Source organism: Variovorax sp. MSC1_012, from assembly GCF_023667525.1.
Taxonomy (GTDB): Bacteria; Pseudomonadota; Gammaproteobacteria; order Burkholderiales; family Burkholderiaceae_C; genus Variovorax; species Variovorax beijingensis_B.
In genome coordinates, this window is the sequence record NZ_CM174443.1 from 665,278 (window position 1) to 682,751 (window position 17,474).

Sequence of the window (17,474 nt, forward strand, 5' to 3'; positions counted from 1 at the left end):
CCAGCAACACCCGGGCGCCCTCAGCGCTGCGGCATGTCCTTGGCCGAGTACCCCAGGCTCACTGTCGCATCCTCCGGAATCGCGGGCATCGTGGCGTTCCAGGCCAGCCAGTCTTCCCGCATGGCCGCGAGCCGCTGCGGCTCCTTCTTGCCCAGGTTCGCCCGCTCGCGCTCGTCGGCCGGAATGTTGAACAGGTATTCGTTGCCATCGACCTTCAGGTACTTCCAGTCGCCGTCGCGCATGGCCTGCTGGCCGCGGTGGTTCATGCGCCAGTGCAGCGGGCGGCGGAAGCTGTGCTTCGCGTCCTTCAGCACCGGCATCAGCGACACGCCGTCGAGCGGGTAGTCCGCATCGGCCTTGACGCCGGCCGCGTCGAGCATGGTGGCGGACCAGTCCATGGTCATGCACAGCTGCCGGCTCTCGCCGCCCTTGGCAATCACCGCGGGCCAGTGCGCGATCCATGGCACGCGGATGCCGCCTTCGGTCAGGTCCATCTTGCCGCCGACCAGCGGCCAGTTGTCCGAAAAGCGCTCGCCGCCGTTGTCGCTGGTGAACACCACCAGCGTGTTGTCGGCCATCCCGTGCTTCTCGAGCGCGGCCATGATCCAGCCGATGCCTTCGTCCATGTGGTGGATCATGCGGCGGTACACATGGATGTTGCCGCCGGCCAGGTCGAACAGGTTGTCTTTCACGAGCGGCGCCTTCTCGGCGTCGTCGCGCGTTTCCCAGGGCCAGTGCGGCGCGGTGTAGTGCAGGCTCAGGAAGAAGGGCGCGTGCTGCTTCGACATGCGCTCCACGTAGTCGACGGCGCGCTTCGAAAGGATGTCGGTGAGGTAGCCCTCTTCCTTCTTGTCTTCCTCGCCGAACCACAGGTCGTGGCGGCCAGTGGAGTCGCAGTGCGTGAAGTAGTCGACGCCGCCCGACATCGGTCCGAAGAACTCGTCGTAGCCCGAGCGCAGCGGCCCGAAGGTGGGCGGGTAGCCCAGGTGCCACTTGCCGATGAGCGCGGTCTGGTAGCCGCCGGCCTTCAGCAGCGAAGGCAGCGTGGGATGGTCGGTCGGCAGGCCGAGCGTGGTGCTGCCGCGGCTCTTGCTGTTGATGGGCTCCTCGGCCGCGCCGCGCAGGCGGTACTGGTAGCGCGCGGTGATCATCGCGAAGCGCGTGGGCGAACACACGGGCGAGTTCGAGTAGCCCTGCGTGAGCTTCAGCCCATTGGCCGCCAGGCCGTCGAGCACGGGCGACACGGGGCCGAACGCGGCATCGCGGCCGCCATAGCAGCCGAGGTCGGCATAGCCGAGGTCGTCGGCCACGATGAAGATGATGTTGGGTCGGGTCATGTCTTTGGAAAGGCTCAGGGCTGGTAGCCGGATTTCTGGACGACGGGGGCCCATTGCGCCTTGTAGGCCTTGAGCATCGCGGCGGTCTGCGCCTGCGTGCTCACCACGGGCGTCATGCCGGCGTCCTTGAACTTGCGCTGCGTGTCCGCATCCTGCATGACTTCGCGGATGGTGGCGGCCAGGCGCTCGGCCTTGGCCTTGGGCATGCTGGCCGGCGCGAAGAAGGTGTTCCAGCCGGTGGCGGCCAGGTCGAGGCCGGCCTCCTTGAAGGTCGGGATGTTCGGCGCGAAGGGCGAACGCTTTTCGCCCGAGAGCGCGAGGATGCGCAGCTTGCCGGCGTTGTGCTGGGGCAGCACCACGTCCTCGGTATCGACCGAAATGGGCACCTGGCCGCCGATCAGGTCGTTCAGCAGCGGGGCCGAGCCGCGGTAGCCGATCACCTGCGTCTGCACCTTGGCCTTCTCGCCCACCATGAGGCCGAAGAAGTGCGGCAGGCTGCCGGTGGCCGGCACGCCCACGTTGGCCTGGTTGGGGTTGGCGCGCATCCACGCCAGCAGATGGTTCAGTTCGCGCACCGGCAGCGTGGGCGACACCGACAGCGCGAAGTCATAGGCGTTGACGTGCGACACGGGCACGAAGTCGCGCTCGGCGTCGTAGTTGTTGTCCTTGAAGACGAGCGGCGCCACCACCATCACGGCCGGGTTGGCGAGCATCAGCACGTTCTGGCTGGCGGGCGTGTTCTTGACCTGCTGCGCGGCAAGGCGGCCGCCCGCGCCGGGCTTGTTGTCGACGATGACCGGGACGCCGAGCTTCGCGCCGAGCTTGTCGCCGACGATGCGCGCCACGCGGTCGGTGGCGCCGCCTGGGGCGTAGCCGACGACGATGTGCAGCGGGCTGTCGAGCGTCTGCGCGCCCGCGCTGGCGGGCACGGCGGCGATGGATGCCATGAAGCCGGCTGCGGCAAGCAGTGCGGCAAGGCGGCGGGTGATGGGGGCGGTCTTGGGCATGTCGGGGTTCCTCCTCGTTCGGTCGTTCGTTCGTTCGGTTGGTTCAGTCGGTGGCCTGGAAATTCACGGCCTTCATGATGCCCGCCCAGCGCGCGGTGTCCTCGCGCATGGTCTTCAGCAGCGCCTCGCTGCCGTCGCCGACGGGGTACATGCCGTTCTGCAGCAGCAGCTGGCGCACCTCGCGCGCGTTGACGGCCCGGGTGAACTCGGCGCGCAGCGTGTCGATGGTGGCCTGCGGCGTCTTGAGCGGCGCATAGTAGGCGAACCAGGCGGTGGCCACCACGTCCTTGTAGCCAGCCTCGACAAAGCACGGCAGGTTGGGCATGAGCGGCGAGCGCTTCTCGCCGCTGGTAGCCAGCACCTTTGCGCGGCCCGTGGGCAGCATCTGCTGCGCGCCGCCGACGGTGTCGAAGTACACGGGCACGGTGCCGCCCATCAGGTCCTGCCGCGCGGGCGTGGAGCCGCGATAGGGCACGTGCACCATCTTGAGGCCGGCCGCGCGGTTGAGCATTTCGCCGAGAAAGTGCGAAGGCGTGCCCGCGCCATAGGAGCCGAAGCTCAGCTTGTCGCCCTGCGCCTTGGCCCAGGCGATGAATTCGGCCAGCGTGTTGGCGGGCACGTCCTTGTGGACGGTGAGGGCCAGCTCGAAGCGCGCCGCGTTGATGATCGGCACGAAATCCTTGATCGGGTCGTACGGCAGGCTGCGGTACGCGCTCGGGAACATGGTCATCATGCTGGCCGTGCCCAGCAGCAGCGTGTGGCCGTCGGGCGCGGCCGTCTTGACGGTTTCGGCCGCGATGCGGCCCGCCGCGCCCGCGCGGTTGTCGATGATGAGCGGGCCCAATGCGTCGCGCACCTGTTGCGCGATGGCACGCGTCAGCACGTCCTGCGTGCCGCCGGCGGGCACGCCGATCAGCACCTTGACCGGCTGGCCGGGCCTGAAGGCCTGGGCCTGCGCATCGAGGGCGAGCGGCGCCAGGGCGAGTCCGCCCAGCGCGGCGAGTGCGCGGCGGCGGTCGAAGCTCAAAGAAAGGGGCGTGCTGGGCATGGGGCGGTGTCTCCGGGATCTTCTGGGATTGGTTTTGTGGATCCCGAAGGACTTTAGAGACGCTACATTCGATTGATCTAATCAACCATCCCCCGGACTAACCCCGAATGACCGCGCCACGCCGTTCGCTGGACGACCTGCTGCTGTACCGGCTCTCGCGGCTGGTCGGGGTGGCGGGCGGCATGGTGATCCGGCTGTGCGAGGGCCGCTTCGGCATCACGCGGCGCGAATGGCGGCTGATCGCGGTGCTCGCGAGCCGCGGCGAACTGGGCTCCTCCCAACTGGCCGAGCACGCCCAGCTCGACCGTGCCCGCACCTCGAAGGCGGTCGGCTCGCTGGTCGAAAAACAGCTGGTCTCGCGCGTGGCCCGCGCGGGCGACCGGCGGCAGGTGCTGCTGGGCCTGACCGAGAGCGGGCAGGCGCTGTACGAGGAGCTTTTTCCGCTCGTCACCAAGATCAATGCCGAGCTGATGGAAGCGCTCGACAAGGAGGACGCGGCGCGCCTGGACGGATTCCTGGACCGCCTGCAGGCGCAGGCCGAGCGCATGGTGCAAAAGGCGGTGCTGCCCAAGGCCGACCGCGGGCGCCGCGGGGCGGGCGGCATCAGTCCACCTTCATCCCGGTCGCCTTGACGATGCGGCCGTAGCGCGCCTGGTTGCCTGCCAGGCGCTCGGCCGCGGGGGCGCCGGTCTCGCCGAGCGCCACCATGTCGAGCGAAGCCAGGCGCGCCTTGACCTCGGGCAGCGCCAGCGCCTTCTGCAGCGATTGGCGCAGCACCTGCACCACGGGCTCGGGTGTGGCTGCCGGCACCATCGCGAGGTAGAGCACCTCGAACTCCAGGTCCTTCAGGCCGAGTTCGCCCACCGTGGGCACCTCGGGCAGCAGCGGCGAGCGCTGGCGGCCGGTCACGGCCAGCGCGCGCAGCTTGCCGGCTTGCACCTGGGGCAGCAGGCCCGGCGTGGCGAGGATGCCGGCCTGCACTTCGCCACCCAGCAGCGCCATCACGGCTGGCGCGTTGCCCTTGTAGGGCACGTGCGTGATCTTCGCGCCGGTCGCGGTCGAGAAGATGCCGGACGCAAGATGCCCCGGGCTGCCGTTGCCGGCGGAGCTGAAGGTGGCGGCCTCGGTCGCCTTGGTCTTGGCCTGCGCGATGAATTCAGGCAGCGTCTTCGCCTTCACGGCGGGACCGACGCCGAAGCTCAGGCCCGACGAGCTGAAGATCATCAGCGGCTTCAGGTCCCTGGCCGCGAAGGGCATCGACGCATACAGGTGCGGGTTGATGGTGAAGGTGCTGTCGATGCTCAGCAGCACCGTGTAGCCATCGGCCGGGCTCTTGGCCACGAGATCGGCGCCAATGTTGCCGCCGGCGCCTGGCCGGTTGTCGACCACGAAGGGCTGCTTGAGCTCTTTCTGCAGCACGTCGCCGAGCGCGCGGCCGAGGATGTCGAGCGGACCGCCGGCCGGGAAGTTGGTGATGAATTTCACCGGCTTGGCGGGGTAGGCCGCGTCGGCGTGCGCGGCCGGGCTGCCCAGGGCGAGGGAAAGCGCAGCGCAGGTGACTGCGGCGGCAAGGGCCAGGCGGCGCGATGCGCCCTGGGCGTTCTTCTTCGAGAAACCGGTGGTCATGTCTTTGCTTGTCTCCGTATCGGGGGCCACTCTAGAAGGCGGAAGCGGCCCGCACAACTGAAAGCTCTTCTGCCAGCTATTCCATCTGGTTATATTTGAGCGGCCGCTTCACAGGGAAGACACCCATGTCAGCCATGAACAACTTTGCGCGCCTCAAGCTGCGCCACCTGCAATGCCTGGTGATGGTGGCGCAGGAGCGCAACCTCGTGCGCGCGGGCAAGGCCCTGTCGCTCACGCAGCCCGCGGTGTCCAAGACCATCGCCGAGCTCGAGGAGATCGTCGGGCGCCAGTTGCTGCTGCGCCGCCGCCGCGGCGTCGAGCTCACGCCGGCGGCCGAGGTGCTGGTGCGCCATGCCGTCTCCGCGCTGCGCGGACTGCGCGAAGGCATGGGCCTGGCCATGGACCAGCCCGAAGCCGACCAGCTGCGCGTGGCCGTGGGCGCCCTGCCCAACATGGCGGCCAACCTGCTGCCCGAGGCCATCGCTCGGCTGTATGCATCGCATCCGGCGTTGCGCGTGCGCGTGGTGAGCGGCACCAACGCGCAGCTGATGACGCAGCTGCGCCAGGGCGAGATCGACCTCGTGCTCGGCCGGCTCGCGCAGGCCTCGGCCATGGCCGACCTGGCGTTCGAGCAGCTCTACAGCGAGCCGCTGCTGCTGGTGGTCCGACCCGGCCATCCGCTCGCCGCGCGGCGCAAGCCCACGCTCGATGCGCTGGCCGCCCATCCGCTGGTGCTGCCCGTCTCGGGCACCCTGATCCGGCACACGGCCGATGCCTTCCTGATTGCGCAGGGCATGGCGCTGCCGAGCCGACTGGTGGAGGCGACGGACACCAGTTTCGTGGTCGGGCTGCTGCAGCGCTGCGACGCGGTGTGGTTCGCCCCGCAGGGTGCCGTCGAAGGCTTCATTGCGCAGGGCGTGTTGAAGCGCGTGGCCATCGACACCTCGAGCACCGAAGGGCCGGTGGGCTTCACGGTGCAGCGCGGCGGCGAAGCGGGCGAGGGCGCGCGGCTGCTGGTCGAGGCGATCCGCGGAATTGTCGCGGCCGCGGCGCGCGGGGGCCGGGCTGGTGCCAGACTCGGGAATACCGCATGAACACCGCTCCCAAAGACATGGCGCCTCACAACTCTCCCGCGCACAGCCCGGGCGCCGCCGCCCCGAACGAACGCCAGCAGATGGTCGATGCGCTGCGCGGCTTCGCGCTGCTGGGCATCCTGGTGGTCAATATCGCGAGCTTCGCATCGACCTACTACGGCCTGGGTATTCCCGATCCGATGGCGCTCTCGCTGGCCGACCGCGGCGCATCGTTCGTGCGGGCCTTCGTGTTCGAGACCAAGTTCTACCTGCTGTTCTCTTTCCTGTTCGGCTACAGCTTCACGCTGCAGATGCGGTCGGCGGAGCGCGGCGGAAAAGCTTTCGTGCCGCGCATGGTGCGGCGGCACGTCGGCCTGTGGGTCATCGGCGTCGTGCATGCCGTGCTCCTCTACTACGGCGACATCCTCACCACCTATGCGGTGCTGGGCGCCGTGCTGCTCATGCTGCGCAGGCGCGGCGATGTGTTCCTGGCGTGCGCGGGCATCGCGCTGGTGCTGCTCACTTCATTGCTGTGGGCTGCCGTCGGCCAGATGTACACGCACATGGACATGCTGATGGCAACGCAGGCGGCGTATGCCGAAGCCGCCGCGGCGCTGGCCGCCTACCGCGCCACGCCCGCCATGGTGATCGTGCAGCACTTGCGCGATCTCTCTCAGACCTGGTGGATCACAGGGCTGGTGCAGGCGCCGGAGGCGCTGGCCATGTTCTTCGCGGGCTTCATCGCCGGCAAGCGCGGGCTCCTCGCGCATGTCGAAGCGCATCGCACTCTGTTGCGGCGGATGTTCTGGTGGGGCCTTGTCATCGGCCTGCCGGGTGCGCTGGCCTACGCCTGGCCGACCCTGCGGCTGAACGACCCGGTGCGCGACATCCAGGGCCTCGCGGTCACGCTGCTGACGGCGCCGTTCCTGGCTGCCGCGTATGCGGCCGGCATGCTGCTCGTGTTCCAGCGCGGGCGCGGCGGCCGGGTGCTGGTGCAGCTGCTGGCGCCGGCGGGGCGCATGGCGCTGTCGAACTACCTGCTGCAATCGGCGGCCTGCGCGTGGATCTTTCTTGCCTACGGGCTGCGCTGGATCGGAACGATGGGGCCGCTGGCCACATTCGCAGTCGCGTTCGCCATCTTCGCGGGCAACCTGGCGCTGAGCCGGTGGTGGATGCACCGCTTTGCCTACGGCCCGGCGGAGTGGCTGCTGCGGGCGTTCACCAACCTCGAGTGGCCGCCGATGCGGCGGCGCCGGCATGCGGCTCAGCGCGACAGCAGCGCCGAGAGCTGAAACACGGCAAAACCCAGCAGCAGCGCGCCCGACAGCCGGTTGATGGACTGGAGCACCCGCGCACCGAGCTTGTGCCGCACCATCGACACCACGGTCGACAGGCCCAGCCACCACAGCGCCGACCCAAGGAAAACGCCCACCACCATCGTCACGGCGGCGCCGCTGCTGCTGCTCGCATGTCCGGTGCCGATCGATGCGAACACCGCGACGAAGGACAGGATCGTCATCGGGTTCGCGAGGGTGAGCATGAACACCGACAGCATGGCTTTCAGCGGCGTGGCCGCGTCCTGCGCGGTGCAGGCCTGCGTGGCGGCCGGTGCACGCAGCAGCTGCACGCCCATCCACGCCAGGAAGGCCGCGCCGCCAAGCGCCAGCGGCACGCGCGCCGCCACCATCGACGAGATGACCGCCGACACGCCGAACGCGCCGATCGCGCCGTAGCACGCATCCGCCAGCGCGGCCCCGAGGCCGCTGAGAAAACCGATGGCGCGGCCGTGCGCGAGCGTGCGCTGGATGCAGAGCAGCCCGATGGGGCCCACGGGTGCGGCGATCGACAGCCCGATGACCAGGGCCTTGAGGAGAAGAGAAAAGTCCATGCCTGAATTGTTCGGGGCAGGCTGGGTAGCGAGAATGGCGAAATTCAGGCGTGCAGCGTGCCCAGCCTGAAATCGGAAGTGAAATTCCCAACTGCACCTTAGATTCATGGAAATCGACTCCAAGAACTGGCAAATCCTCGACGCGCTCCAGCAGGACGCGCGCACCTCGCTGACGGCGCTGGCGCGGCAGGTGGGCTTGTCCGTGCCCTCGACCTCGGAGCGTGTGAAGCGGCTCGAGGAGGCCGGCGTGATCGAGGGCTACCGCGCGGTGGTTCCGCCGCGCAAGGCGGGCTATACGGTGACGGCGCTGATCGGCATCACGACCGCGCAGCCCGACAAGGCCCGGCTGCTGAAGCTGCTCGATGGCCGGCGCGAAGTGCTCGAGTGCTTTCACGTCACCGGGCAGGACTCCTATGTGCTGAAGGTGGTCGCGCGGGACATCGAGCATCTCGAGGCCTTCGTGAGCAGCATCAACCACCTGGGAGAGACGCGCACATCGATCGTCATGTCGGTGCCGATCCCGGCGCGCGCAGTGGCGGCGCCGGCGGGCGCCGTGTCCGGGTGACGCGCCGCGGCGCGCTTCTTCAGCCTGCCGCCGCGCCCTGGAGCGGATCGGCTTCGACGCGCATCTTCGGCAGGAACTGCGGGTACTCGCGCTGCATGAAGTCGAGGAGTCCTTCGCGCACGGTGCAGCGCAGGTCGAAGGCCAGGCCCGAGGTGGCGGCGGTGCACAGCACGCGAACCTGCATGCTGCGTTCGGTCGCATCGGTGATGCGCATGTTGAAGAAGCGGCCGTCCCATTCGGGCGCCGCCTTCACGATGCGCTCGGCCTCTTCGCGCAGCGGCGCCAGCGGCATACCGTAATCCACGTAGATGAAGACCGAGCCGAGCAGCTGCGACGAATGGCGCGTCCAGTTCTGGAACGGCTTCTCGATGAAGTAGCTGAGCGGCAGGATCAGGCGCCGGTCGTCCCAGATCTTCAGCACCACGAAGGTGCCCGTGATCTCCTCGACGCGGCCCCATTCGCCTTCGACCACCAGCACGTCGTCGATGCGGATCGGCTGGGCCAGCGCAATCTGCAGCCCGGCAATCAGGTTGCTGAACACCGGCTTGGCGGCCAGGCCGGCCACGATGCCGATCACGCCCGCGGAGGCCAGCAGGCTGGCGCCGACCTGGCGCGCGCCGGGAAAGGTCATGAGCATCATCGCGCCGCCGGCCACCAGCACCACCGACATGGCCGTGCGCGCGAGCACGCGCGTCTGCGTGAGCACGCGGCGCGCCTGCAGGTTGTCGGCAACGTCGGAGGGATGCTGCGCGAGCACGCCGTCGGCAAAGCCGCTGATGGCCCGCACCGCGAGCCAGGTGGTCGCGGCAATCAGGAGCAGGCCGTTGAAATGCCGCACGCTGCCGAGGAAGCGCAGGTCCTCGGGCGCGGCCTGGAAGATGAGCAGCAGCGCCACCAGCGGCAGCACGAGCCGCGCCGGTGCGTTGCAGTTGATCACCATTGCGTGCACCGCGGGCGCGGGGCGGGTGATCCGTTTCAGCACGAGGCCGCCGATGCGGTGAATCAGCAGCGCGAGCGGAACGGCAATCAGGGCTGCGAGCCAGGTACCGAACCAGGGGTGGGCAAGAAGCTCTTGGTTCATCAGGCGGTGGTGGGCGTTGCTTCTGTTGTCTCGTCCAGGTGTTGAAGAATGCGCGCCGCGTCGTCGCGCAGCTGCGTCGAAAGTGCCGTGGCCAGGTCGAGCCGGCGCAGCAGCCAGGGGCTGATGTCGTTGTCGAACGGGTCGGGCAGGGGAATCGGGCCGCCCACGGTGGTGGAGCCGGGGCTTTCGGGGAGCGAGGGGCCGGTGGTCGGCGCTGTGCCGATGGCGGCCTCGATGCGCTGCGCGGTGCGCGCGAGCGGGCCTTCGATCTCGGCGGCCGTGAGCCGGTCGCGCCGCAGCACCAGCATCGACTTGACGGCGCTGAGCTGCGCCAGCAACTGGTAGCTGTGCGCCTGCAGGTGTTCGAGCGGCTCCAGCGGTGGCTGCACCGCGCGCGGCTCCGACAGCGAGCGCTGCGTGGCCTGCACCAGGGCCGAGAGGCTGTCGTAGGCCTCGCGGCGCGCGAGCCGCCATTCGAGCTCGGGGCTGCTGTCGACGGCCTGCAGCTGGCCCAGGCCGAGCGCCAGCCGTGCATGGCGCGCCTGCGCGGTGAGCGTGCGCGCCACCAGCGCTGGAATCTGCCCGCGCTCCCACGAGGGCAGCACATAGCAGAAGCCCCAGGCCAGCGCGGCGCCGATCAGCGTGTCGGCAATGCGCTCGAACAGCGCGAAGATGGGCGCGGCGCCGGTGTTGAGCATGTGCGCCTGCACCAGGCCCAGCACCGTGGCTGCCACCGCCGTGATCAGGTAGCGCCGCACCGCAAAGCTGTGCGCAATGGCCTGCGCCACCGTGAGGATGACCAGCAGCATGAGCGGCGACGGATGCGCGGAGAGCAGGCCAACCGCGAGCACGCTGCCCAGCAACGTGCCGGCGACGCGGCTGTTGCGCCGCTCCAGCGTCTGCGAGAGGCTGCCGCGCAGCACCACCACGATGGTCAGCAGGATCCAGTAGTCGTGCGAACCCCAGGGCAGCGACACCGCAATCGCATAGCCGGCCGCGATGGCCAGCGCCGCGCGAATCGCGTGGCGCAACGGCGGCGCGTCCCAGCGCCACAGCGTGAGAAAGGGCAGCAGCGACCAGTCGGTCGGGCTCACGAACATCTGCCAGTTGGCGCGCACCACCGCAAGGTTGGGTTCGGCATCGCCGCGCGCCATGGCCGACAGCCGCAGCACCTCGTCGTTGATGTGGCCGATGCGGCTGGCCAGGCCGCGCGCAAGCATGGCGGCGTTCGGGCCCGGCAGGCCGTGGCTCGGCGCATGATCCTCGCCCGGGAGATGAATGGACGCGAGCCGCGGTCGCCGGTCGGCCACCGCCTCGGGCTGACGGCCCATGAGCAGCGCGTCGCCGAGCGCAATGGTGTCGTCGGCCAGTTCCTCGAGCACGCGGCGCATCTCGATGAGCGCCTGCGCATGCGCGGGATGGCTCTTGAGCGCGTCCAGGTCGAGCTCGCTCGCGAGCAGCTGGTCGCGCATCTCGAGCACGATCACCAGCATGGCGGCCAGCCGCTGCCGGCGCGGCGTGCGCGGCGATTCGAGCACGATGTCGCGCGTGGCCTGCAGCTGGTCGGCCAGCGCGGCCTGCTCGCGCAGCAGCTGGCCCAGCAAAGGCGCGGGGGTTTCGCGGATGTCGCTGGTGTCGTCGCGTGGCGTGAACTGGCTGGCCTCGGTGCGCATCAGCGCGGCCAGCGAATACAGCACGTCCGAGACCGACTGCACGCGAAAGCGCGAATTCAGCGCATGGTTGGCGAGCGTGGCCCAGATCACGTAGAGCCCGGCGCCCAGCCCGAAGTGCCAGGTGCGCTCGAGCGCCTCGGCCATGCCGCTCGGCGCGGGCGTGGCCATCGAGAAGATCATCGAGAACATCACCGCGATGGCGATGGGAATGCCCCGCTTGCCCCACGCCATGGCCAGGAAGGCGACGAAGGTGGCGGGCACCAGCACCAGGCCGAGGCGGATCGGCGCGGCGTGCAGCAGCTGCACGAAGAAGAAAAGCGGCAGCCCGATCAGCGGGGCCGGCAGCATCTGGAAGAACTTGCCGCGGCGCGGGCCGGGCAGGTCGGGCGGGGCCGTGACGATCACGCCCACCGCGGCTGTGGAGGCCGCGATGGCACCGAGCCACAGATGCGCACCGGCCGAGATGACGAGCAGGCCGAGCGCGACCGTGAGGCCGCTGGCGACGTACTGGCTCAGCGCAATGCGCAGCGCCGCACGGAACCGGAGGGCGGCACCTGGCCCCTGCATCACTTGGCGGAAGCGTCGCCTTCGGAGGAGCCGCCGCCTGCAGGCGCGTCGCGGCGCACGCGCGTGAGCTTGCGCTGCACGGGCGCGGCCGGTGCGGCCGCGGGCGCCTCGCCGTCGAGCGGCGCCGCCGTGAGGTCGGTCACGGTGCTGCGGGCGTACAGGTCGACCGATTCGTCGGCACCGGGCCGCGCGGCGGCCGACACGGCGCGCACGCGGTCGCTGGCGCGCATCTTGTCGTCGATGCCCGCGAACTTGGAATACTTGGCGAGCAGCGGCACCAATTGGCCGTAGATGCGCGGTGCGCCGGCCAGGCATTCGCGCTGTTCCAGGAAGTCGGGCTCGCCCGTGAAGTTGCCGATCAGGCCGCCGGCTTCGGTGACCAGCAGCGAACCCGCGGCCACGTCCCAGGGGTTCAGGCCGGTCTCGAAGAAGCCGTCGGTGAAGCCGGCCGCCACGTAGGCCAGGTCGAGCGCCGCGGCGCCGGGGCGGCGCAGGCCCGCCATGCGGGGCATCATGTCGGCCATGATGGCCAGGTACTGCTTGAAGTTGTCGCCGCTGCGGAACGGAAAGCCCGTGGACACCAGGCATTCGCTGAGCCGGGTGCGCTTGGACACGCGGATGCGGCGCTCGTTCATGTAGGCGCCGCGGCCCTTGGTGGCGGTGAACAGGTCGTTGCGGCTCGGGTCGTAGATGACCGCCTGCTCGATCTTGCCGCGCACCGACAGCGCGATGGACACGCAGTAGACCGGGAAGCCGTGGATGAAGTTGGTGGTGCCGTCGAGCGGATCGATGATCCAGACGTACTCGGAATCCTGGGCGCCATGCTGGGTGCCCGATTCCTCGGCCAGGATGCCGTGCCCCGGATACGCGCCAAGCAGCGTTTCGATGATGACCTGCTCGCTGGCGTGGTCGACTTCGGTGACGAAGTCGTTGACCTGCTTTTGCGAGATGCGCACGGCCTCGACGTCGAGGGCGGCGCGGTTGATGATGGCGCCGGCGGCGCGTGCGGCCTTGACGGCCACATTGAGCATGGGATGCAGGTTGGGGGACGACATTCTGGATTGTGAGAAGAACGGTGGGGTAGGTCCCCTGGAGGCGACCCTGCGGTCCGGCGATGCGGGCGGCGAGAATCGGGCATTTTACCGGCTCCGCCGCCTTGTGTCTCCCAACCCCGCCATGCGCACCCGTTTCATCCTGATCCAGACCAGCCACGCCGGCAATGTGGGCGCCGCCGCCCGCGCCATGAAAACCATGGGTTTCGACGACCTGGTGCTGGTCGCCCCAAGGTGGGCCAACGTGCTGCGGCGCGAGGAAACCATCCAGCGCGCGAGCGGCGCCCTCGACGTGCTGACCAACGCCCGCATCGTCGAGACGCTCGACGAGGCGCTCGACGGCGTGACCCACCTGTGCGCCACCGCCATGATCCCGCGCGACTTCGGACCGCCCACCCGCACGCCCCGGGAGCACCTGGAACCGCTGGCGAAGCAGGGCGACCAGCACGTGGCCTTCCTGTTCGGCTCGGAGCGCTTCGGCATGCGCAATGAAGACGTGTACCGCTGCAACGTGGCGCTGAGCATCCCCACCGATCCGAAGTTCGGCTCGCTCAACCTCGGGGCCGCGATCCAGGTGGTGGCCTACGAATGGCGGCTTGCCCTGGGCGGCTACGAGGTGCGCGATGCCACGGCGCCCATCGAGGCGGCCGATGCAAAGGCGGTGGCCGGCATGCTCGACCACTGGGAGCGTTCGCTGGTGGAGATCGGCTTTCTGGATCCGGCGGCGCCCAAGAAGCTGATGCCGCGGCTGCAGCAGCTTTTCAACCGCGCCCAGCCCACGCCGGAGGAGATCCACATCCTGCGCGGCATTGCCAAGGCCATGGCCGATACGGCGCGCGGGCCGCGCCATGGCTGACAAAACCCCATCGGCGATACGCGAAGACGGCCGGCCTTAGACTTCGCGGCCCTATCGATATAACGACAACAAAGGCTGCGATGTTCTCTCGATTGCGCGCCGACATCCGGTGCATCCTCGAACGCGACCCGGCCGCGCGCAGCGCCTGGGAAGTGATCACGGTCTACCCCGGCTTCCATGCCGTGGTGCTGCACCGCTGGGCGCACGCCTGTTGGACGCACGGTTTCAAGTGGCCGGCCCGCTTCATCGCGCACATCGCGCGCGGGCTCACGGGCATCGAGATCCACCCGGCGGCGAAGATCGGCGAGCGGGTGTTCTTCGACCATGCCATGGGCGTGGTGGTGGGCGAGACCGCCGAGATCGGCGACGGCTGCACCATCTACCAGGGCGTGACGCTGGGCGGCACCTCGCTCTACAAGGGCACCAAGCGCCATCCGACGCTGGGGCGCAACGTGGTGGTGAGCGCGGGGGCCAAGGTGCTGGGCGGTTTCGTCGTCGGCGATGGCGCCAAGATCGGCAGCAACGCGGTGGTCATCAAGCCGGTGCCGGCAGGAGCGACCGCGGTGGGCATTCCCGCACGCATCATCCCGTCGAAGGCCGGCGAGAGCGCCGATGTGGCCGCGCCGCAGAAGTTCTCCGCCTACGGCATCACGCAGGACGACGACCCGCTGAGCCTGGCGATGCGCGGGCTGATCGACAGTGCCGCGAGCCAGGAACACCAGATCGCGCTGCTGTGGCAGGCCATCGAGAAGCTGTCGTCGCAGCCGGGCACCAAGGACTGCGTGCCCTGCGATGCGGCGCGCGACGAGAGCTTCGAGGCGGAGAAGCTGACGCAGCTGGTCGGGAAGTGACCGGGCTGGAGGGCCCTCTTGTTCCTCAAGCTGAACGCTTCGCCACCGCGTTGTGCAGCGGCCCATGCACATGCCCCGCGTGCTGCCCGAAGGGCTCGGTGGCGGGCGCGGCGGTGTCCAGCTCCTGCAGGATGCCGCAGTTGCGCGCCGATTCGGCGCCGCAGCATTGCTGGCGCAGCGCCTTCAGCTGCTTCTCCAGCGTCTTGAGTTCTCGGATGCGCGCGGCCACATGCCCGATGTGGTCGTCCAGCAGCTGGTTGACCTCGCCGCAGTCTTCCCCCGGTGCGTCGCGGAACCTGAGCAGGCTGCGGATCTCGTCGAGGGTCATGTCCAGCGAACGGCAGCGGCGGATGAAGCCCAGGCGCTGCGCATGCTCGTCGTCGTAGATGCGGTAGTTGCCTTCGGTGCGCGCGGGCTCGGGCAGCAGCTGCTCGCGCTCGTAGTACCGGATGGTTTCGACCGGCGTGTTCGCGGCCTTGGCCAGTTCTCCGATTTTCATGATGCGGCAAGAATGAAGTGGAGGAGTCGTTTGACTCTACACCTGCTTCAGGGTTTCCAATCGGCTTCATGACGAACCAGAATGCCCTGAAACCGATGGCGCCGCATCCTCATCCCCATTCGCCGGCCGCTCCCGAAACGGCTTGCTGCGGCAACCCGGCCTGCGGCTCGCCGGCCGTGGCCATGGCCGCTGCCGACATCCCCAAGGGCGCCTTGCTTTTTCGCATTCCCACGATGGACTGCGCGGTCGAAGAGTCGGAGATCCGGCGTGCGCTCGAACCGGTCGCGGGAGTGCGAGGGCTGCGCTTTCGGCTCGGCGACCGCACGATGGCCATCACGGCCGACGACGGTGCCTTGCCCGGTGCACTCGACGCCATCCGCAAGGCCGGCTTCAAGCCCGAACCGCTGAACGATGCGGCAAGCAGCCCGGCTGCCGGCGCGCAGGCCGCCGCCCCCGCGGGCATCGCGGGCATGGGCAGCGGCCTCGTGCGCCTCATTGCCGCGCTGGCGCTGGCCATCGCGGCCGAGGCCGTTTCCTTTCTCGCACTGGAAGGCGCCGGGTTCATGGCGGCGGAGATGGGGCTGGCGCTCGCAGCCATCGCGCTGGCCGGCCTCGACACCTACAAGAAGGGCTTTGCCGCGCTGCTGCGCGGGCGCCTGAACATCAACGCGCTGATGGCCGCGGCAGTCACGGGTGCCTTCCTGATCGGGCACTGGCCCGAGGCCGCAATGGTGATGGCGCTCTATGCCATTGCCGAGCTGATCGAGGCGCGCGCCGTCGACCGCGCCCGCAACGCCATCCAGGGCCTCCTGGCGCTGGCGCCCGAGCTGGCCGAGGTCAGGCAGCCCGACGGCAGCTGGAAGACGGCCAGGGCCGATGCGGTGGCGCTCGATGCCGTCGTGCGCATCCGGCCCGGCGAACGCGTGCCGCTGGACGGCGTGGTGACCGAGGGCGCGAGCGCCATCGACCAGGCGCCGGTCACGGGCGAGAGCATCCCGGTCGACAAGACGGTGGGAGACCCGGTGTTCGCGGGCACCATCAACCAGGCGGCCGCGCTCGAATTCCGCGTGACCGCCGTGGCGGCCAACACCACGCTCGCCCGCATCATCCATGCGGTCGAAGAAGCGCAGGGCACGCGCGCGCCCACGCAGCGCTTCGTCGACCGGTTCGCGGCCGTCTACACGCCCGCGGTCTTCGTGCTGGCCATTGCCGTGGCGCTGCTCACGCCCTGGCTCATGGGCTGGAGCTGGACCGAGGCCATCTACAAGGCGCTGGTGCTGCTGGTCATCGCATGCCCGTGCGCGCTCGTCATCTCGACGCCCGTCACGGTGGTGAGCGCGCTGGCCTCGGCCGCGCGGCGCGGCATCCTGATCAAGGGCGGTACCTATCTCGAAGAGGCGCGCAAGCTCAAGGCCGTGGCGCTCGACAAGACGGGCACCATCACCGAAGGCAAGCCGAAGCTGGTCGCATCGCGCCTGCTCGATCCCGCGGCGGACGAAGCCGCCATCTTCGCCATTGCCGCGAGCATCGCGGGCCGCTCCGACCATCCGGTGTCGAAGGCCATTGCCGACGGGCTGAAGCGCGAGCACCAGCCGGTCGGAGACTTCAGGGCCTTGCCCGGACGCGGCGTGCAGGCCGAGCACGAAGGCCGCAGCTATGTGCTGGGCAACCACCGCCTGATCGAAGAGCGGGGGCTGTGCAGCTCTGCGCTCGAGGCAGAGCTGAAGCAGCATGAGGAAGCTGGGCGCACCGTCACGCTGCTGGCCTCCGGCCAGGCCGTACTGGCGCTGTTCGCGGTGGCCGACACCATCAAGCCGTCTTCGAAGGCGGCCATGGCCGAGCTGCGCGCGCTGGGCGTCACGCCCGTGATGCTGACCGGCGACAACGCCGCCACGGCCAGGGCAATCGGCATGCACGCGGGCATCGACGACGTGCGCGGCAACCTGCTGCCCGAGGAGAAGCTCGAGGCCATCAAGGCGCTGCAGCAGCGCCACGGCATGGCCGGCATGGCGGGCGACGGCATCAACGATGCACCCGCGCTCGCGCAGGCCGACATCGGCTTTGCGATGGGCGGCGCCGGCACCGACACCGCCATGGAGGCGGCCGACGTGGTCATCATGAACGACGACCTGCGGCGCCTGCCCGAAACCATTCGCCTCTCGCGCCGCGCGCATGCGGTGCTGTGGCAGAACATCACGCTGGCGCTCGGCATCAAGGCCGTGTTCTTCATGCTCGCGGTGTTCGGCAGCGCCACCATGTGGATGGCCGTGTTCGCCGACATGGGCGCGAGCCTGCTGGTGGTGGCCAACGGATTGCGGCTGATGCGCTCCCCGAAGACCGACTGAGGGAAC

At 69.3% G+C, this 17,474-nt stretch carries 16 protein-coding genes; 7 read left to right on the forward strand and 9 right to left on the reverse strand.

All coding sequences use genetic code 11. The annotated features are described in order from the left end of the window. Nucleotides 1-20 precede the first annotated feature (20 nt). The 3 genes from L1081_RS03085 to L1081_RS03095 are packed head-to-tail and all read right to left on the reverse strand — an operon-like array spanning nucleotide 21 to nucleotide 3,392. Nucleotides 21-1,337, reverse strand: a complete 1,317-nt coding sequence (locus L1081_RS03085; protein ID WP_489415142.1) for a sulfatase-like hydrolase/transferase — start codon at nucleotides 1,335-1,337, stop codon at nucleotides 21-23. 14 nt (nucleotides 1,338-1,351) lie between these two features. Next, entirely contained in the window at nucleotides 1,352-2,344 is a 993-nt protein-coding gene (locus L1081_RS03090) for a tripartite tricarboxylate transporter substrate-binding protein (RefSeq protein WP_489415143.1), read from the reverse strand. Between the two features lie 43 nt (nucleotides 2,345-2,387). Then, the gene (locus L1081_RS03095; protein ID WP_489415144.1) at nucleotides 2,388-3,392 is read right to left on the reverse strand and encodes a tripartite tricarboxylate transporter substrate-binding protein; all 1,005 of its coding nucleotides are present in this window, start codon (nucleotides 3,390-3,392) and stop codon (nucleotides 2,388-2,390) included. Between the two features lie 107 nt (nucleotides 3,393-3,499). Between L1081_RS03095 and L1081_RS03100 the strand changes: the two genes are divergently transcribed. Further along, the gene (locus L1081_RS03100; protein ID WP_489415145.1) at nucleotides 3,500-4,024 is read left to right on the forward strand and encodes a MarR family transcriptional regulator; all 525 of its coding nucleotides are present in this window, start codon (nucleotides 3,500-3,502) and stop codon (nucleotides 4,022-4,024) included. Here L1081_RS03100 and L1081_RS03105 read toward each other — a convergent pair. Further along, on the reverse strand, nucleotides 3,996-5,018 hold the full coding sequence (locus L1081_RS03105) for a tripartite tricarboxylate transporter substrate-binding protein (RefSeq protein WP_489415146.1): 1,023 nt from the start codon (nucleotides 5,016-5,018) through the stop codon (nucleotides 3,996-3,998). The genes L1081_RS03100 and L1081_RS03105 overlap by 29 nt on opposite strands. A gap of 125 nt (nucleotides 5,019-5,143) precedes the next feature. On the opposite strand from L1081_RS03105, the gene L1081_RS03110 reads away from it, so the two are divergent. Together L1081_RS03110 and L1081_RS03115 are read left to right on the forward strand one after the other, a co-directional pair. Further along, complete coding sequence (locus tag L1081_RS03110; protein WP_489415147.1) at nucleotides 5,144-6,112, forward strand: LysR substrate-binding domain-containing protein; 969 nt, start codon at nucleotides 5,144-5,146, stop codon at nucleotides 6,110-6,112. A 17-nt stretch (nucleotides 6,113-6,129) separates the two neighbouring features. Then, complete coding sequence (locus L1081_RS03115; RefSeq protein WP_489416853.1) at nucleotides 6,130-7,383, forward strand: DUF418 domain-containing protein; 1,254 nt, start codon at nucleotides 6,130-6,132, stop codon at nucleotides 7,381-7,383. Here L1081_RS03115 and L1081_RS03120 read toward each other — a convergent pair. Beyond that, entirely contained in the window at nucleotides 7,356-7,979 is a 624-nt protein-coding gene (locus L1081_RS03120; protein WP_489415148.1) for a LysE family transporter, read from the reverse strand. The genes L1081_RS03115 and L1081_RS03120 overlap by 28 nt on opposite strands. A gap of 106 nt (nucleotides 7,980-8,085) precedes the next feature. Between L1081_RS03120 and L1081_RS03125 the strand changes: the two genes are divergently transcribed. Further along, nucleotides 8,086-8,544, forward strand: a complete 459-nt coding sequence (locus tag L1081_RS03125) for an Lrp/AsnC ligand binding domain-containing protein (RefSeq protein WP_489415149.1) — start codon at nucleotides 8,086-8,088, stop codon at nucleotides 8,542-8,544. A gap of 19 nt (nucleotides 8,545-8,563) precedes the next feature. Here L1081_RS03125 and L1081_RS03130 read toward each other — a convergent pair whose 3' ends face one another. Genes L1081_RS03130 through L1081_RS03140 form a run of 3 tightly spaced genes read right to left on the reverse strand, consistent with a single transcriptional unit; the run spans nucleotide 8,564 to nucleotide 12,920 of the window. Continuing rightward, nucleotides 8,564-9,625: a mechanosensitive ion channel domain-containing protein gene (locus L1081_RS03130; RefSeq protein WP_489415150.1), complete on the reverse strand. Its 1,062-nt coding sequence runs from the start codon at nucleotides 9,623-9,625 to the stop codon at nucleotides 8,564-8,566. Then, nucleotides 9,625-11,865 (reverse strand): FUSC family membrane protein, encoded by a 2,241-nt coding sequence (locus L1081_RS03135; protein WP_489415151.1) that lies wholly within the window; start codon nucleotides 11,863-11,865, stop codon nucleotides 9,625-9,627. Before L1081_RS03135 ends, L1081_RS03130 begins: the two co-directional genes overlap by 1 nt. Then, nucleotides 11,865-12,920, reverse strand: coding sequence for an inositol monophosphatase family protein (locus L1081_RS03140; protein WP_489415152.1), 1,056 nt, complete (start codon nucleotides 12,918-12,920; stop codon nucleotides 11,865-11,867). The genes L1081_RS03135 and L1081_RS03140 overlap by 1 nt, the downstream gene beginning before the upstream one ends. Before the next feature lie 121 nt (nucleotides 12,921-13,041). On the opposite strand from L1081_RS03140, the gene L1081_RS03145 reads away from it, so the two are divergent. Next, nucleotides 13,042-13,773: a TrmJ/YjtD family RNA methyltransferase gene (locus tag L1081_RS03145; protein ID WP_489415153.1), complete on the forward strand. Its 732-nt coding sequence runs from the start codon at nucleotides 13,042-13,044 to the stop codon at nucleotides 13,771-13,773. Nucleotides 13,774-13,853: 80 nt separating this feature from the next. Next, complete coding sequence (gene cysE / locus L1081_RS03150) at nucleotides 13,854-14,624, forward strand: serine O-acetyltransferase (protein ID WP_489415154.1); 771 nt, start codon at nucleotides 13,854-13,856, stop codon at nucleotides 14,622-14,624. 25 nt (nucleotides 14,625-14,649) lie between these two features. Here the strand turns inward: cysE and cadR are convergent, their stop codons facing one another. Continuing rightward, entirely contained in the window at nucleotides 14,650-15,123 is a 474-nt protein-coding gene (gene cadR / locus L1081_RS03155) for a Cd(II)/Pb(II)-responsive transcriptional regulator (protein WP_489415155.1), read from the reverse strand. A 68-nt stretch (nucleotides 15,124-15,191) separates the two neighbouring features. Here cadR and L1081_RS03160 point away from each other — a divergent pair, with 68 nt between their 5' ends. Next, nucleotides 15,192-17,468: a heavy metal translocating P-type ATPase gene (locus L1081_RS03160; protein WP_489415156.1), complete on the forward strand. Its 2,277-nt coding sequence runs from the start codon at nucleotides 15,192-15,194 to the stop codon at nucleotides 17,466-17,468. The last annotated feature ends 6 nt before the right edge of the window (nucleotides 17,469-17,474 follow it).